At 68.8% G+C, this 16,750-nt stretch carries 9 protein-coding genes; 8 read left to right on the top strand and 1 reads right to left on the bottom strand.

What is annotated here, in order from left to right:
• The first annotated feature begins 195 nt into the window (after positions 1 to 195).
• From rpoB to tuf, 7 genes are all read left to right on the top strand, one after another.
• On the top strand, positions 196 to 3,684 hold the full coding sequence (gene rpoB, locus PV342_RS19415) for a DNA-directed RNA polymerase subunit beta (protein ID WP_018558861.1): 3,489 nt from the start codon (positions 196 to 198) through the stop codon (positions 3,682 to 3,684).
• Between the two features lie 98 nt (positions 3,685 to 3,782).
• The gene (locus PV342_RS19410) at positions 3,783 to 7,682 is read left to right on the top strand and encodes a DNA-directed RNA polymerase subunit beta' (RefSeq protein WP_018558862.1); all 3,900 of its coding nucleotides are present in this window, start codon (positions 3,783 to 3,785) and stop codon (positions 7,680 to 7,682) included.
• A gap of 181 nt (positions 7,683 to 7,863) precedes the next feature.
• Positions 7,864 to 8,295, top strand: a complete 432-nt coding sequence (locus tag PV342_RS19405; RefSeq protein ID WP_500318052.1) for a DUF1707 and DUF4190 domain-containing protein — start codon at positions 7,864 to 7,866, stop codon at positions 8,293 to 8,295.
• 300 nt (positions 8,296 to 8,595) lie between these two features.
• On the top strand, positions 8,596 to 8,967 hold the full coding sequence (gene rpsL, locus PV342_RS19400; RefSeq protein ID WP_014144289.1) for a 30S ribosomal protein S12: 372 nt from the start codon (positions 8,596 to 8,598) through the stop codon (positions 8,965 to 8,967).
• 2 nt (positions 8,968 to 8,969) lie between these two features.
• A complete protein-coding gene (rpsG, locus tag PV342_RS19395) occupies positions 8,970 to 9,440 on the top strand; it encodes a 30S ribosomal protein S7 (RefSeq protein ID WP_018558864.1) in 471 nt (156 codons plus the stop codon).
• Between the two features lie 42 nt (positions 9,441 to 9,482).
• Positions 9,483 to 11,612, top strand: a complete 2,130-nt coding sequence (gene fusA / locus PV342_RS19390; protein ID WP_018558865.1) for an elongation factor G — start codon at positions 9,483 to 9,485, stop codon at positions 11,610 to 11,612.
• A 160-nt stretch (positions 11,613 to 11,772) separates the two neighbouring features.
• Positions 11,773 to 12,966 carry an elongation factor Tu gene (gene tuf, locus PV342_RS19385; protein ID WP_018558866.1) on the top strand — a complete coding sequence of 398 codons (1,194 nt, stop codon included), beginning with the start codon at positions 11,773 to 11,775 and terminating at the stop codon, positions 12,964 to 12,966.
• Positions 12,967 to 13,085: 119 nt separating this feature from the next.
• Here the strand turns inward: tuf and PV342_RS19380 are convergent, their stop codons facing one another.
• Positions 13,086 to 15,131 (bottom strand): PIG-L family deacetylase, encoded by a 2,046-nt coding sequence (locus tag PV342_RS19380; protein ID WP_500318049.1) that lies wholly within the window; start codon positions 15,129 to 15,131, stop codon positions 13,086 to 13,088.
• 229 nt (positions 15,132 to 15,360) lie between these two features.
• On the opposite strand from PV342_RS19380, the gene PV342_RS19375 reads away from it, so the two are divergent.
• Entirely contained in the window at positions 15,361 to 16,542 is a 1,182-nt protein-coding gene (locus tag PV342_RS19375) for a S8 family peptidase (protein WP_400804475.1), read from the top strand.
• Positions 16,543 to 16,750 lie beyond the last annotated feature (208 nt).

Below are 16,750 nucleotides of genomic sequence, written 5' to 3'. Positions count from 1 at the left end.
GCACTGGACATCAGTGTGCCAAGTGGCTACACTGACCCTTTGCGCTGCCTGTTAGCTGTCGCCTGGCCCGTCACCAGGGACAAGCCCAAGCCTGAGCACACATGAGGAACCGTCCTGACCAGGACATCCTTGTCTGCGCCCGGGGGCGGAACCGGTACGCGCGTAGTGAGTCCGAGCCCTCGGAAGGACCCCCTCTTGGCCGCCTCGCGCAACGCCTCGACTGCCAATTCGAACAACGGCGCAAGCACCGCCCCGCTGCGCATCTCTTTCGCGAAGATCAAGGAGCCCCTCGAGGTCCCGAACCTCCTCGCGCTGCAGACCGAGAGCTTTGACTGGCTTCTCGGCAACGCCGCCTGGAAGGCTCGCGTCGAGGCGGCCCTGGACAGTGGTCAGGACGTCCCCACCAAGTCCGGTCTGGAGGAGATCTTCGAGGAGATCTCCCCGATCGAGGACTTCTCCGGGTCGATGTCGCTGACCTTCCGCGACCACCGTTTCGAGCCTCCGAAGAACTCGATCGACGAGTGCAAGGAGCGCGACTTCACGTACGCGGCCCCGCTCTTCGTCACGGCCGAGTTCACCAACAACGAGACCGGCGAGATCAAGTCCCAGACGGTCTTCATGGGCGACTTCCCGCTCATGACCAACAAGGGCACCTTCGTCATCAACGGCACCGAGCGTGTCGTGGTGTCCCAGCTGGTGCGCTCGCCGGGTGTCTACTTCGACAGCCAGATCGACAAGACGTCCGACAAGGACATCTACTCCGCCAAGGTCATCCCCTCGCGTGGTGCCTGGCTGGAGATGGAGATCGACAAGCGCGACATGGTCGGTGTCCGCATCGACCGCAAGCGCAAGCAGTCCGTCACCGTCCTCCTGAAGGCGCTCGGCTGGACCACCGAGCAGATCCTCGAGGAGTTCGGCGAGTACGAGTCGATGCGCGCCACCCTGGAGAAGGACCACACCCAGGGCCAGGACGACGCGCTGCTCGACATCTACCGCAAGCTGCGTCCGGGCGAGCCGCCGACCCGTGAGGCCGCGCAGACGCTGCTGGAGAACCTCTACTTCAACCCCAAGCGCTACGACCTGGCCAAGGTCGGCCGCTACAAGATCAACAAGAAGCTGGGTGCCGACGCGCCGCTGGACGCCGGTGTGCTGACCGTCGAGGACGTCATCTCGGCGATCAAGTACCTGGTCAAGCTGCACGCGGGCGAGACCGAGACCACCGGCGACAACGGTTCCTCCGTGGTCGTCGAGGTCGACGACATCGACCACTTCGGCAACCGTCGTCTGCGCAACGTCGGCGAGCTCATCCAGAACCAGGTCCGCACGGGTCTGGCCCGTATGGAGCGCGTCGTCCGCGAGCGGATGACCACCCAGGACGTCGAGGCGATCACGCCGCAGACCCTGATCAACATCCGGCCGGTCGTCGCCTCCATCAAGGAGTTCTTCGGCACCAGCCAGTTGTCCCAGTTCATGGACCAGACGAACCCGCTGTCGGGCCTGACCCACAAGCGCCGTCTGTCCGCGCTGGGCCCCGGTGGTCTGTCCCGTGAGCGGGCCGGCTTCGAGGTCCGTGACGTGCACCCGTCCCACTACGGACGCATGTGCCCGATCGAGACCCCCGAAGGCCCGAACATCGGTCTGATCGGTTCGCTGGCCTCCTACGGCCGGGTCAACGCGTTCGGTTTCGTGGAGACCCCGTACCGCAAGGTCGACGAGAACGGTGTCGTCACCGACGAGGTCAACTTCCTCACGGCCGACGAGGAGGACCGCTACGTCATCGCGCAGGCGAACGCGCCGCTGACCGACGACGACCACTTCGCGGAGTCCCGCGTCCTGGTGCGCCGCCGTGGTGGCGAGATCGACTACGTCCCCGGTGAGGACGTGGACTACATGGACGTCTCGCCGCGCCAGATGGTGTCGGTCGCGACCGCCATGATCCCGTTCCTCGAGCACGACGACGCCAACCGCGCGCTCATGGGATCGAACATGATGCGCCAGGCCGTGCCGCTGCTCAAGGCGCAGGCCCCGCTGGTCGGCACCGGCATGGAGTACCGCTGCGCGGTCGACGCCGGTGACGTCATCAAGGCCGACAAGGACGGTGTGGTCCAGGAGGTCTCCGCGGACTACATCACCGTCGCCAACGACGACGGCACCTACAACACCTACCGGGTGGCCAAGTTCTCCCGCTCCAACCAGGGCACCTCCTTCAACCAGAAGGTCGTCGTGGACGAGGGCGCTCGGGTGATCGCCGGCCAGGTGCTCGCCGACGGCCCGTCCACCGAGCGCGGTGAGATGGCGCTCGGCAAGAACCTCCTGGTGGCCTTCATGCCGTGGGAGGGCCACAACTACGAGGACGCGATCATCCTCAGCCAGCGTCTGGTGCAGGACGACGTCCTCTCCTCGATCCACATCGAGGAGCACGAGGTCGACGCCCGTGACACCAAGCTCGGCCCCGAGGAGATCACCCGGGACATCCCGAACGTCTCCGAGGAGGTCCTGGCGGACCTCGACGAGCGCGGCATCATCCGCATCGGTGCCGAGGTCGTCGCCGGCGACATCCTGGTCGGCAAGGTCACGCCGAAGGGCGAGACCGAGCTGACCCCGGAGGAGCGCCTGCTGCGCGCGATCTTCGGCGAGAAGGCCCGTGAGGTCCGTGACACCTCGCTGAAGGTGCCGCACGGCGAGACCGGCAAGGTCATCGGCGTGCGCGTCTTCGACCGCGAGGAGGGCGACGAGCTGCCCCCGGGCGTGAACCAGCTGGTCCGCGTCTACGTGGCGCAGAAGCGCAAGATCACCGACGGTGACAAGCTCGCCGGCCGTCACGGCAACAAGGGCGTCATCTCCAAGATCCTGCCGATCGAGGACATGCCGTTCCTGGAGGACGGCACCGCGGTCGACATCATCCTCAACCCTCTGGGTGTCCCGTCCCGAATGAACCCGGGACAGGTCCTGGAGATCCACCTCGGCTGGCTCGCAGCCCAGGGCTGGGACGTCTCCGGCCTCAGCGAGGAGTGGGCGCGTCGCCTCACGGCGATCGGCGCCGACCGCGTCGAGCCCGGCACCAACGTCGCCACCCCGGTGTTCGACGGTGCGCGCGAGGACGAGATCGCCGGTCTCTTCGAGGCCACGATCCCGAACCGCGACGGCCAGCGCATGGTGCTGCCCTCGGGTAAGGCCCGGCTCTTCGACGGCCGCTCCGGCGAGCCGTTCCCGGACCCGATCTCGATCGGCTACATGTACATCCTCAAGCTGCACCACCTGGTGGACGACAAGCTGCACGCCCGTTCCACCGGTCCGTACTCGATGATCACCCAGCAGCCGCTGGGTGGTAAGGCGCAGTTCGGTGGTCAGCGCTTCGGCGAGATGGAGGTGTGGGCCCTTGAGGCGTACGGCGCGGCCTACGCGCTGCAGGAACTCCTCACCATCAAGTCCGACGACGTCCTGGGCCGCGTGAAGGTCTACGAGGCCATCGTCAAGGGCGAGAACATCCCCGAGCCGGGCATTCCCGAGTCCTTCAAGGTGCTCATCAAGGAAATGCAGTCGCTCTGCCTCAACGTGGAGGTGCTGTCCTCGGACGGCATGTCCATCGAGATGCGCGACACGGACGAGGACGTCTTCCGCGCGGCGGAGGAGCTCGGAATCGACCTGTCCCGGCGCGAGCCGAGCAGCGTCGAAGAGGTCTGACGGGCCGGCCGGGGAGCCGCCGATGAGCGGCTCCCCGCCTCCCCCGGACCGTTCAGACATGTTTGACTTTCGACCCCGAAAGAGGGATTGACGACAAAGTGCTCGACGTCAACTTCTTCGACGAGCTGCGGATCGGCCTTGCGACCGCGGACGACATCCGGCAGTGGTCCCATGGCGAGGTCAAGAAGCCTGAGACCATCAACTACCGCACCCTGAAGCCCGAGAAGGACGGACTCTTCTGCGAGAAGATCTTCGGCCCCACCCGGGACTGGGAGTGCTACTGCGGCAAGTACAAGCGTGTCCGCTTCAAGGGCATCATCTGCGAGCGCTGCGGCGTCGAGGTCACTCGCGCCAAGGTGCGTCGTGAGCGGATGGGCCACATCGAGCTGGCCGCTCCCGTGACCCACATCTGGTACTTCAAGGGCGTTCCGTCGCGGCTGGGCTACCTGCTCGACCTCGCCCCGAAGGACCTCGAGAAGGTCATCTACTTCGCCGCCTACATGATCACCTGGGTGGACGACGAGCGTCGCACCCGCGACCTGTCCTCGCTGGAGGCCCAGGTCTCCGTCGAGCGTCAGCAGATCGAGCAGCGCCGTGACTCGGACATCGAGTCCCGGCAGAAGAAGCTCGAGGCCGACCTCGGCGAGCTGGAGGCCGAGGGCGCCAAGTCCGACGTGCGCCGCAAGGTGCGCGAGGGCGCCGAGCGTGAGATGAAGCAGCTGCGCGACCGTGCCCAGCGCGAGCTCGACCGGCTCGACGAGGTGTGGTCCCGCTTCAAGAACCTCAAGGTCCAGGACCTGGAGGGTGACGAGCTGCTCTACCGCGAGCTGCGGGAGCGCTTCGGCACCTACTTCCAGGGTTCGATGGGTGCCGCGGCGCTGCAGAAGCGCCTGGAGTCCTTCGACCTCGACGAGGAGGCCGCCAAGCTCCGCGAGATCATCCGTACCGGCAAGGGCCAGAAGAAGACCCGTGCGCTCAAGCGCCTCAAGGTCGTCTCCGCCTTCCTGCAGACCACCAACAAGCCGCAGGGCATGGTGCTGGACTGCGTCCCGGTGATCCCGCCGGACCTGCGTCCGATGGTGCAGCTGGACGGTGGCCGCTTCGCGACCTCCGACCTGAACGACCTGTACCGCCGCGTCATCAACCGCAACAACCGCCTCAAGCGCCTCCTCGACCTCGGTGCCCCCGAGATCATCGTGAACAACGAGAAGCGCATGCTTCAGGAGGCCGTCGACGCGCTCTTCGACAACGGCCGCCGCGGCCGCCCGGTCACGGGCCCCGGCAACCGTCCGCTGAAGTCGCTGTCCGACATGCTCAAGGGCAAGCAGGGCCGGTTCCGTCAGAACCTGCTCGGCAAGCGCGTCGACTACTCGGCCCGTTCGGTCATCGTCGTCGGCCCGCAGCTCAAGCTGCACCAGTGCGGTCTGCCCAAGGCCATGGCGCTGGAGCTCTTCAAGCCGTTCGTGATGAAGCGCCTGGTGGATCTGAACCACGCGCAGAACATCAAGTCGGCCAAGCGCATGGTCGAGCGCGGCCGCACGGTCGTGTACGACGTGCTCGAAGAGGTCATCGCCGAGCACCCGGTGCTGCTGAACCGTGCGCCGACCCTGCACCGCCTCGGCATCCAGGCCTTCGAGCCGCAGCTGGTCGAGGGCAAGGCCATCCAGATCCACCCGCTCGTCTGCACCGCGTTCAACGCGGACTTCGACGGTGACCAGATGGCCGTGCACCTGCCGCTGTCCGCGGAGGCGCAGGCCGAGGCCCGCATCCTGATGCTGTCCTCGAACAACATCCTCAAGCCCGCCGACGGCCGTCCGGTGACGATGCCGACGCAGGACATGGTCCTGGGTCTGTTCTTCCTCACCACGGACGCGGAGGAGCGCGAGCTCCGGGGCGAGGGCCGGGCGTTCGGCTCGACCGCCGAGGCGATCATGGCCTTCGACGCGCGCGAGCTCTCGCTGCAGTCGAGGATCGACATCCGCTTCCCGATCGGGACCGTCCCGCCGCGTGGCTGGACCCCGCCGGCGGACGTCGAGGGCGAGGAGCCCTGGCAGCTCGGCGACTCCTTCCGGCTGAACACGACCCTGGGCCGTGCGCTCTTCAACGAGCTGCTGCCCGAGGACTACCCGTTCGTGGACTACCCGGTGGGCAAGAAGCAGCTCTCCGAGATCGTCAACGACCTCGCCGAGCGGTACCCGAAGGTCATCGTGGCGGCGACGCTCGACAACCTGAAGGCGTCCGGCTTCCACTGGGCGACCCGTTCCGGCGTCACCGTGGCCGTCTCCGACATCGTCGTGCCCGAGGCCAAGAAGGCCATCATCGCGGGCTACGAGGCTCAGGACGAGAAGGTCCAGAAGCAGTACGAGCGCGGTCTGATCACCAAGGACGAGCGCACGCAGGAGCTCATCGCGATCTGGACCAAGGCGACCAACGAGGTCGCCGAGGCGATGAACGCGAACTTCCCGAAGACCAACCCGATCTTCATGATGGTCGACTCGGGTGCCCGCGGAAACATGATGCAGATGCGTCAGATCGCGGGTATGCGTGGCCTGGTGTCCAACGCGAAGAACGAGACCATCCCGCGGCCGATCAAGGCGTCGTTCCGCGAGGGTCTCACCGTGCTGGAGTACTTCATCTCCACCCACGGTGCCCGTAAGGGTCTCGCGGACACCGCTCTGCGTACCGCCGACTCCGGTTACCTGACGCGTCGACTGGTCGACGTCTCCCAGGACGTCATCATCCGCGAGGAGGACTGCGGCACCGAGCGCGGCCTCAAGCTGGCGATCGCCGAGCGTTCCGAGGACGGTTCGCTGCGCAAGACGGACGACGTCGAGACCAGCGTGTACGCGCGCTGCCTCGCCGAGGACGTCGTGGTGGACGGCAAGGTGCTGGCCACCGCCGGCACCGACCTGGGCGACGTGCTCATCGAGCAGCTCATCCGCAACGGCGTCGAGGAGGTCAAGACCCGCTCGGTCCTGACCTGCGAGTCCGCGGTGGGTACCTGCGCGATGTGCTACGGCCGTTCGCTCGCGACCGGCAAGCTGGTGGACATCGGTGAGGCGGTCGGCATCATCGCCGCCCAGTCCATCGGTGAGCCCGGCACCCAGCTGACGATGCGTACCTTCCACACCGGTGGTGTGGCCGGTGACGACATCACCCAGGGTCTGCCGCGTGTCGTCGAGCTCTTCGAGGCGCGTACCCCCAAGGGTGTCGCCCCGATCTCGGAGGCGGCTGGCCGCATCCGGATCGAGGAGACGGAGAAGACCAAGAAGATCGTCATCACCCCGGACGACGGTGCCGAGGAGATCGCCTACCCGATCTCCAAGCGTGCCCGTCTGCTGGTGGGCGAGGGCGACCACGTCGAGGTCGGCGAGCGGCTGACCGTGGGTGCCACCAACCCGCACGACGTGCTGCGCATCCTGGGTCAGCGGGCCGTCCAGGTCCACCTGGTCGGGGAAGTGCAGAAGGTCTACAACTCGCAGGGTGTGTCGATCCACGACAAGCACATCGAGATCATCATCCGGCAGATGCTCCGCCGGGTGACGATCATCGAGTCCGGCGACGCGGAGCTGCTGCCGGGCGAGCTGGTCGAGCGCGGCCGCTTCGAGACCGAGAACCGTCGGGTCGTGGCGGAGGGTGGCCACCCGGCCTCCGGCCGTCCGCAGCTGATGGGTATCACCAAGGCCTCGCTGGCCACCGAGTCCTGGCTGTCGGCCGCCTCCTTCCAGGAGACGACCCGAGTCCTGACGGACGCGGCGATCCACGCCAAGTCCGACTCGCTGCTGGGCCTCAAGGAGAACGTCATCATCGGCAAGCTCATCCCGGCGGGTACGGGTCTGGCCCGTTACCGCAACATCCGGGTCGAGCCGACCGAGGAGGCCAAGGCCGCGATGTACTCGGCCGTCGGCTACGACGACATCGACTACAGCCCGTTCGGCACCGGCTCCGGCCAGGCCGTCCCGCTGGAGGACTACGACTACGGCCCGTACAACGGCTGAGTCGTCCGCTCGAGGCCGCTGGGCGGCCATCCCTTCGGGGGTGGCCGCCCAGCGGCTTTCCGCCGTCCTGGACGGGCCTGGGGGCCCTGGCGGGCGGGTCGGGCGGGGGAGGGGCGGCGCGGTCCGGCCGACCGTGTGACGGGACACCCTCGGAACGGGTTTTCCGGGGCATAATGGAGCGATGCGGGCTGCGCACGATGATCGCGAGCGTACGGTGGACGTTCTCAAGACGGCGTTCGCCGAAGGGCGGCTGACCCAGCCGGAGTTCGAGGACCGGGTCGGTCTGGCCTACCAGGCGGTGACCTACCAGGAGCTGTACGGACTCACCGTGGACATCCCGCGCCCCCGCCGGCTGCCCACGCCGCCGCCGGCCGTGAACGCCAAGGCGGTCGCCTCGGTGGTCTGCGCAGCGGTGGGGATGTTCGGACTGCTGATCCCCGGGATACCGGCCGTGGTGCTGGGGCACATGGCGCGCCGGGAGATCCGGCGCACGGGCGAGCGGGGCGACGCCCTCGCGGTGTGCGGCCTGGTGATGGGATACCTTCTGACCGCGTTCACGGTCGCGCTCACGGCGATCGTCGTTATGGTGGTAGTGGCGGTCAGTCACGGCTGAGTGCGTTCCCGCGAGCCCCCGGCGGAGCCCGGCGGGAGGGTGCGGCATCGGCCGAGACCATATGTTTTGACCGAAGGCTGAGCGCTGGGTACGCTCTGACCTTGTGCCTGGGGTGTGCCCGGGTTCTCGTGCGTGCACTTGTCCGTACGGGACACCGAGGCCGATACACCGACAAATACGCATTTCGCTTCGACGGAAATCGTATGAGGTGCGCGACACACCCGACCGCGTGGGTCGGTGTGAGCCGCTGAAACCCCAGGTTAGAAGTATCGAGATCGGCACACAGAAACCGGAGAAACGGTGCCTACGATCCAGCAGCTGGTCCGAAAGGGCCGGCAAGACAAGGTCGAGAAGAACAAGACGCCCGCGCTGAAGGGTTCTCCCCAGCGCCGCGGCGTCTGCACGCGCGTCTACACCACCACCCCGAAGAAGCCGAACTCTGCCCTGCGTAAGGTCGCGCGTGTGCGACTGACCAGCGGCATCGAGGTCACCGCTTACATCCCGGGTGAGGGTCACAACCTGCAGGAGCACTCCATCGTGCTCGTGCGTGGTGGCCGTGTGAAGGACCTGCCGGGTGTTCGCTACAAGATCATCCGCGGCTCGCTCGACACCCAGGGTGTCAAGAACCGCAAGCAGGCCCGCAGCCGCTACGGCGCCAAGAAGGAGAAGTAAGAATGCCTCGTAAGGGCCCCGCCCCGAAGCGCCCGGTCATCATCGACCCGGTCTACGGTTCTCCTCTGGTGACGTCGCTCGTCAACAAGATTCTTCTGCACGGGAAGCGCTCCACCGCCGAGCGCATCGTGTACGGCGCCCTCGAGGGCCTGCGCGAGAAGACCGGGCAGGACCCGGTCATCACGCTCAAGCGCGCCCTGGAGAACGTCAAGCCCTCCCTCGAGGTCAAGTCCCGCCGTGTCGGTGGCGCGACCTACCAGGTGCCGATCGAGGTCCGCCCCGGCCGTGCCAACACCCTGGCGCTGCGCTGGCTGGTGGGTTACTCCCGCGCCCGCCGCGAGAAGACCATGACCGAGCGTCTGATGAACGAGCTGATGGACGCCAGCAACGGTCTGGGCGCCGCGGTCAAGCGTCGCGAGGACACCCACAAGATGGCCGAGTCCAACAAGGCCTTCGCGCACTACCGCTGGTAGTCCGCGCCCCCATCGAGAGAACCGAGAGAAGACTGAAGCCTTATGGCTACCACTTCACTTGACCTGGCCAGGGTCCGCAACATCGGGATCATGGCCCACATCGACGCGGGCAAGACGACGACCACCGAGCGGATCCTGTTCTACACCGGTGTCTCGTACAAGATCGGCGAAGTCCACGACGGCGCTGCCACGATGGACTGGATGGAGCAGGAGCAGGAGCGCGGCATCACGATCACGTCCGCCGCGACGACCTGTCACTGGCCGCTGGAGAACGTCGATCACACGATCAACATCATCGACACGCCGGGTCACGTCGACTTCACCGTCGAGGTGGAGCGTTCCCTGCGCGTGCTCGACGGTGCTGTCACGGTGTTCGACGGTGTCGCCGGCGTCGAGCCGCAGTCCGAGACCGTGTGGCGTCAGGCCGACCGCTACGGCGTGCCGCGTATCTGCTTCGTCAACAAGCTGGACCGGACCGGTGCCGAGTTCCACCGCTGCGTCGACATGATCGTGGACCGCCTGGGCGCGGTTCCGCTGGTCATGCAGCTGCCGATCGGTGCCGAGGCCGACTTCAAGGGCGTGGTCGACCTCGTCCAGATGAAGGCCCTCGTGTGGTCCGCCGAGGCCACCAAGGGTGAGATGTACGACGTCGTCGACATCCCGGACACCCACACCGAGGCCGCCGACGAGTGGCGCGGCAAGCTGCTCGAGGCCGTCGCCGAGAACGACGAGGAGATGATGGAGCTGTACCTGGAGGGCACCGAGCCCAGCCAGGAGCAGCTGATCGCGGCCATCCGCCGCATCACCCTCGCCTCCAAGGGCGGCGCGGGCTCCGTCACCGTCACCCCGGTGTTCTGTGGCACCGCGTTCAAGAACAAGGGCGTCCAGCCCCTGCTCGACGCGGTCGTGCGCTACCTGCCGTCGCCGCTGGACGTCGAGGCCATCGAGGGCCACGCCGTCGGCGACGCCGAGCAGATCATCAAGCGCAAGCCGTCGGACGACGAGCCCTTCTCCGGCCTCGCGTTCAAGATCATGAGCGACCCGCACCTCGGCAAGCTCACCTTCGTCCGGGTGTACTCGGGCCGCCTGGAGTCCGGCAGTTCCGTGCTGAACTCCGTCAAGGGCAAGAAGGAGCGCATCGGCAAGATCTACCGCATGCACGCGAACAAGCGTGAGGAGATCGAGTCGGTGGGCGCCGGCGACATCGTCGCCGTCATGGGCCTGAAGCAGACCACCACCGGTGAGACGCTGTCCGACGACAAGAACCCGGTGATCCTGGAGTCCATGGACTTCCCGGCTCCGGTCATCCAGGTCGCGATCGAGCCCAAGTCCAAGGGCGACCAGGAGAAGCTGGGTGTCGCCATCCAGCGTCTCTCGGAGGAGGACCCCTCCTTCCAGGTCCACTCGGACGAGGAGACCGGTCAGACGATCATCGGCGGCATGGGCGAGCTGCACCTCGAGGTGCTGGTCGACCGCATGAAGCGTGAGTTCAAGGTCGAGGCGAACGTGGGCAAGCCCCAGGTCGCCTACCGCGAGACCATCCGCAAGACGGTGGAGCGGATCGACTACACGCACAAGAAGCAGACCGGTGGTACCGGCCAGTTCGCGAAGGTGCAGATCGCGCTGGAGCCGCTGGAGGGCGGAGACGCCTCCTACGAGTTCGTCAACAAGGTCACCGGTGGCCGCATCCCCCGCGAGTACATCCCGTCGGTGGACGCGGGCGCCCAGGAGGCCATGAAGTTCGGCATCCTGGCCGGCTACGAGATGGTCGGCGTTCGCGTCATCCTTCTCGACGGTGGCTACCACGAGGTCGACTCCTCCGAGCTGGCGTTCAAGATCGCCGGTTCGCAGGCCTTCAAGGAGGGCGCCCGCAAGGCGAGCCCCGTCCTCCTCGAGCCGATGATGGCCGTCGAGGTCACCACGCCCGAGGAGTCCATGGGCGACGTCATCGGCGACCTCAACTCCCGCCGTGGCCAGATCCAGGCCATGGAGGAGCGCAGTGGCGCCCGGGTCGTCAAGGGCCTGGTGCCGCTTTCGGAGATGTTCGGCTACGTCGGCGACCTCCGCAGCAAGACGTCGGGTCGCGCGAGCTACTCGATGCAGTTCGACTCCTACGCCGAGGTTCCCAAGAACGTCGCCGAGGAGATCATCGCGAAGGCCAAGGGCGAGTAACCCAGCAGTTGTTCCCGCACTAGGCTTGACCGGGAGGCTTAGGGGTATTCCGCCGCGAACCGCAAGGGGAGCGTCGGATGCCCCGGCCGCCCGTAACCCAGCAAAGATCACCCTGGCGCCGATGAAGTAAGGCGTACAGCAACTCCCCAGGAGGACCCCAGTGGCGAAGGCGAAGTTCGAGCGGACTAAGCCGCACGTCAACATCGGCACCATCGGTCACATCGACCACGGTAAGACCACTCTTACCGCTGCGATCACCAAGGTGCTGCACGACGCGTACCCGGACCTGAACCCCTTCACGCCGTTCGACCAGATCGACAAGGCGCCGGAGGAGCGTCAGCGCGGTATCACCATCTCCATCGCGCACGTCGAGTACCAGACCGACGCGCGCCACTACGCGCACGTCGACTGCCCGGGTCACGCGGACTACATCAAGAACATGATCACCGGTGCCGCGCAGATGGACGGCGCCATCCTCGTGGTCGCCGCCACCGACGGTCCGATGCCGCAGACCAAGGAGCACGTGCTCCTGGCCCGCCAGGTCGGCGTTCCGTACATCGTCGTCGCGCTGAACAAGGCCGACATGGTGGACGACGAGGAGATCCTGGAGCTCGTCGAGCTCGAGGTCCGTGAGCTGCTCTCCGAGTACGAGTTCCCGGGCGACGACCTGCCGGTCGTCCGCGTCTCCGCGCTGAAGGCGCTGGAGGGCGACAAGGAGTGGGGCGAGAAGCTCCTCGGTCTGATGAAGGCCGTGGACGAGTCCGTCCCCACCCCCGAGCGCGACGTCGACAAGCCGTTCCTGATGCCGATCGAGGACGTCTTCACGATCACCGGTCGTGGCACCGTCGTCACCGGTCGTATCGAGCGCGGCATCCTCAAGGTCAACGAGACCGTCGACATCATCGGCATCAAGACCGAGAAGACCACCACCACGGTCACCGGTATCGAGATGTTCCGCAAGCTGCTCGACGAGGGCCAGGCCGGTGAGAACGTCGGTCTGCTGCTCCGCGGCATCAAGCGCGAGGACGTCGAGCGCGGCCAGGTCATCATCAAGCCGGGTACGGTCACGCCGCACACCGACTTCGAGGCCCAGGCCTACATCCTGTCGAAGGACGAGGGTGGTCGTCACACCCCGTTCTTCAACAACTACCGTCCGCAGTTCTACTTCCGTACCACGGACGTGACCGGCGTCGTGACCCTCCCCGAGGGCACCGAGATGGTCATGCCGGGCGACAACACCGCCATGACGGTCGCGCTGATCCAGCCGATCGCCATGGAGGAGGGCCTGAAGTTCGCCATCCGCGAGGGTGGCCGGACCGTCGGCGCCGGCCAGGTCACCAAGATCCTGAAGTAAGGATCCCGGCGATCTGCCGCTTGCCGTAGGCGAGTTGCACGAGGGCCCCGGCCCACCGCGTGAGCGGTGGGCCGGGGCCCTCGCCGTTGTCCCGGGACCCGTTGCCCCTGGGCCGGGGCCTAGACCGGGGTGCGCAGTTCCGGCCGCCAGATCCAGGGGGACGCGTCCGCCCCGAACCCCACGACGGCCGGCCGGGCGCCGGGGCGGGTGTGCAGGGCCGGGAAGCCGTATCCGGGGGTGCCGGGGCGCAGCGCGCCGGCCGGTTGGGCGAGACCGGCCACGCGGACGGCGCCGTCGGCGGCGCGGCCGGCGAGCAGGCCGTGGGCCTGGGCGACCGGGCCGTAGCCGTCGAAGGTCCGCGGCCGGTCCGGTCCGGCCGCCGCCCGGACGGCGCCGAGCCGGTGGACGACGAGTTCGTCGCTCGCGGGCAGCCGGTAGACCAGTGACAGCGAGCCGTCGGGCTCCGCCGCGGCGGCCGGGGGATCGGCCGGGACCGGAAGTGCGGTCAGCGCGCGGCAGGTGAACGGCCGGCCCGGCGCGTCCTGGGACCAGTGGTGTACGGCCGTCCGCCCCGCGGCGAACACATGGACCCGTGCGTCGCGGTCCACGACCGCGCTCAGCCCGTCCTGGACCTCGCCGCCGCCGAGGTCCTGCCAGCCGCCCCAGATGCCGTCGGGCTCCCGTACGCGGGTGCTGAGGCCCTTGGCGGCGTTGCGTACGAACAGGTGCACCCGGCCGTCCGGGGCGGCCACCGCGACGGGCACGCCGATCCTGCGCCCCCGGTCCGGGTCGTCCTCGGGGGAGCCGAGCCCCTGCCAGTCGCGGCCCTCCTCCAGCACGACCACGTCCCTGGTGTTCGCCGCCCGGTCGCTGCCCAGGGAGGCGAACCGCAGCGCGAACAGCAGCGGCCCGCCGCCTGCCGGGTCGGCGACGACACTCAGCGCGGGGGCGAGCGGCCCGCCGCCCAGGTCCCGCGGCGGGCCCCAGCGCCCGCTGCCGGGGACCGTCTCCCGCCAGCGCACCGCGCGCGTGCCGAGCACGCCGTGGGCCACCAGCCGCCCCTGGGCGTCGGTCCCCGGGACGAGGCGGGTGCCGGGGTGACGGTAATGGGTGCTGCGCACCCAGCCCTTGCGGTTGGTGAGCGGTCTGCCCATGCCGACCGGGTAGTCGCCGCAGCCGGAGGGGTCGCCGCACGGCCAGTCGGGGGCGCCGCCGTACGGGGCGAGGTAGCCGGCCTTGCGGCGGAGCAGCGCGGGCGGCAGGTTGTGGGGCCAGTGGCGGTTGTAGTAGCCGCGGTAGGCCGTCGTCAGGAAGGCGGGCGCGACGCCCTCGCTGCGGGCCACGGTGTCGGCGTGGCGGGCGATGGCCTTCCAGGCGAAGAGCGCGGTCGCCGTGTGGTCCCAGTGGTCGCTGTAGCCCAGCTGCTCGATGTCCCGCCGCCGGGTGGCCTGGTTGGCCTCCAGGTCCGGATCGGGGTCGAGAGTGTGGACGACGGTCGGCCGGTAGCGCTCCAGCAGCCCGGCGAGCACGTCCACGAGGACCTCGTGCGTGTAGGTGTCCGTGACGGTGTTGGGCGAGCCGGCGGAGGCGAAGGTCGGCAGCGTCATGCCGGGCAGCTGCCACAGCTGCGGCAGCCCGACCCTGGCGGTCGTGCCGTGCATCGCGAGGTTGAGGAAGACCAGCACCGCCTCGCGGTCGCCCACGCGCAGCTCGTCGACCTCGGCGGACATGCCGTGGGCCAGCCGCATGGTGCCGCGCCGCCAGGGCGTGAAGATGTCGGTGCCGAGCATCGCCGCGTACGCCTGCCGCAGTCCCTGGTGGCGGGCGGCGGAGTAGGCGGCCTTGTCGGGAGCCGGACGCGGGCGCCCCGGCGGGCGGTTGACGCCGAGCGCCTCGCCCGCGGTGACGTACACCGACACCACGGGGACGCCCGCCTCGACGAGCTGCACGGTGTCCGGGTTCATGAAGTACAGCTCGTCGTCGGGATGCGCCAGCACCTGGAGCAGCCGCGCCCCGCCGGCCGTGCTCCGGAACGCCAGGGGAGCGGGCGCCGGCTCCGGGCCGATGGCCGCGCCGCCTGTCCGGGAGCAGCCGCCCACGGCGACCGCCGCGGTGCCGGCGGCGAGGACGGAGAGGAAGCGCCGGCGGGTGGGAACGATCTTCACGCCACGCTAGAGGGCCGTTGCGCCCGGGAGGTTGCCGCGCGCCGTTGCGGCGTGCGCCACTCGGGCGACGCGCGCACGTCACCGGGAGGCAACCGCCCCGATGGCGGCGTCGACGGACCGACGTGCACGCTCGCCCGATCGGCGCACTGTGCGAGCAGGGCGTGAGCACTCGGTGTTACGACTTGTGACGTTCGGTGTACACCCGTACGAGTCCCCCGAGGAGCCCGCCATGCGCCTGTCCCAGCGCCGGGCAGTGGTCGCCGCCGCCCTCCTGACGGCCGTCCTGCCTGCCCTCGGCGGGGCCGTCGCGGCACCGGAGCCGCCGGGGGCCCCGCTGAGGATGGCGGCGCAGGGCGGCATCACCGGGCAGTACCTGGTGATGCTGCGACCGGGCACGGACCCGGGCACGGTGCTGCGCAGCGTCGAGGCGCGGGCGATGTTCACGTACACCAGCGCGCTGGTGGGCTTCGCCGCCCGGCTGACGGACGGACAGGTCACGCGGCTGCGCGCGGTGCCCGGGGTGGAGGCCGTGGAGCAGGACGCCGAGGTCGCGGCACCGAAGCCGGCCGCGCAGACGGCGGCGGCCGCCGCCGGAGCGTCCTGGGGCCTGGCCCGCATCGGCAGCCGGGCCCGCGACGGCGCGTCCCTCGGGGTGCGGGCGACGGGCGCCAAGGTCACCTCGTATGTCATCGACACCGGTATCGACTTCGGGCACGCCGAGTTCGGCGGGCGGGCGGCGCCCGGGTTCGACGCGGTGGAGGACGGCCGTGACGGCGCCGACTGCAACGGCCACGGCACGCACGTCGCGGGTACCGTCGGCGGCGCCACCACCGGGGTCGCCAGGGCCACGAAGCTGGTCTCGGTGCGGGTGCTGGGCTGCGACGGCCGCGGGTCGGTGGCCACGGTGGTCGCCGGGATGAACTGGGTGGCGGCCCATGCGGTGCGGCCCGCGGTCGCCAACCTGTCGACCGGCGGCGCCCACAGCGACGCGGCCGACCGCGCGGTGGAGGGGCTGGCGGCCGCCGGGGTCTTCCCGGTCGTCGCCGCGGGCAACTCCGACGAGGACGCCTGCGGGGTCTCCCCGGCCGGCGCGCCGGGCGCGTTCACGGTGGCCGCGACCGACGAGTCGGACCGCAAGGCGTCCTTCAGCAACTGGGGCGGCTGCGTGGACATCAGCGCCCCGGGGACGGGGATCACCTCCGCGGCCATGGGCGGCGGTCTGGTCCGCATGAGCGGCACCTCGATGGCCGCCCCGCACGTCACGGGAGTGGCGGCGCTCTACAAGGACACGTACGGGGACGCCGACACGCCCTTCCTCGCCTCCTGGCTGCTCGCCAACGCCACCCCCGGTGTCCCCGTGGACGCCCCAACCGGCACCCCGCGGCTGCTGGTGTACACATCCGGACTCTGACCCGGGTTTGGGGGAGCGGGGCCGGGGGGTAAGGTACTGCGCCCCGATTGGCGTCCGGCCCGTCCGGTATGGCAGACTAGCCGGGTTGCTCGGTCGAGTGCCGATGCTGCGCGCCTCCCGTCGGGAGGACCGGAAGCGAGTCCCACAGTACTCGTCGTCACTCTCCGCCCCAGGCGGGGTGGCGGACGTACGGGAATCTTCCGGGAAG

The organism is Streptomyces sp. PA03-3a (assembly GCF_033792735.1).
In the GTDB taxonomy this organism is placed as follows: Bacteria; Actinomycetota; Actinomycetes; order Streptomycetales; family Streptomycetaceae; genus Actinacidiphila.
Note: the sequence above shows the minus strand (reverse complement) of the source record. Positions and strands in the feature narration are given on the sequence as shown.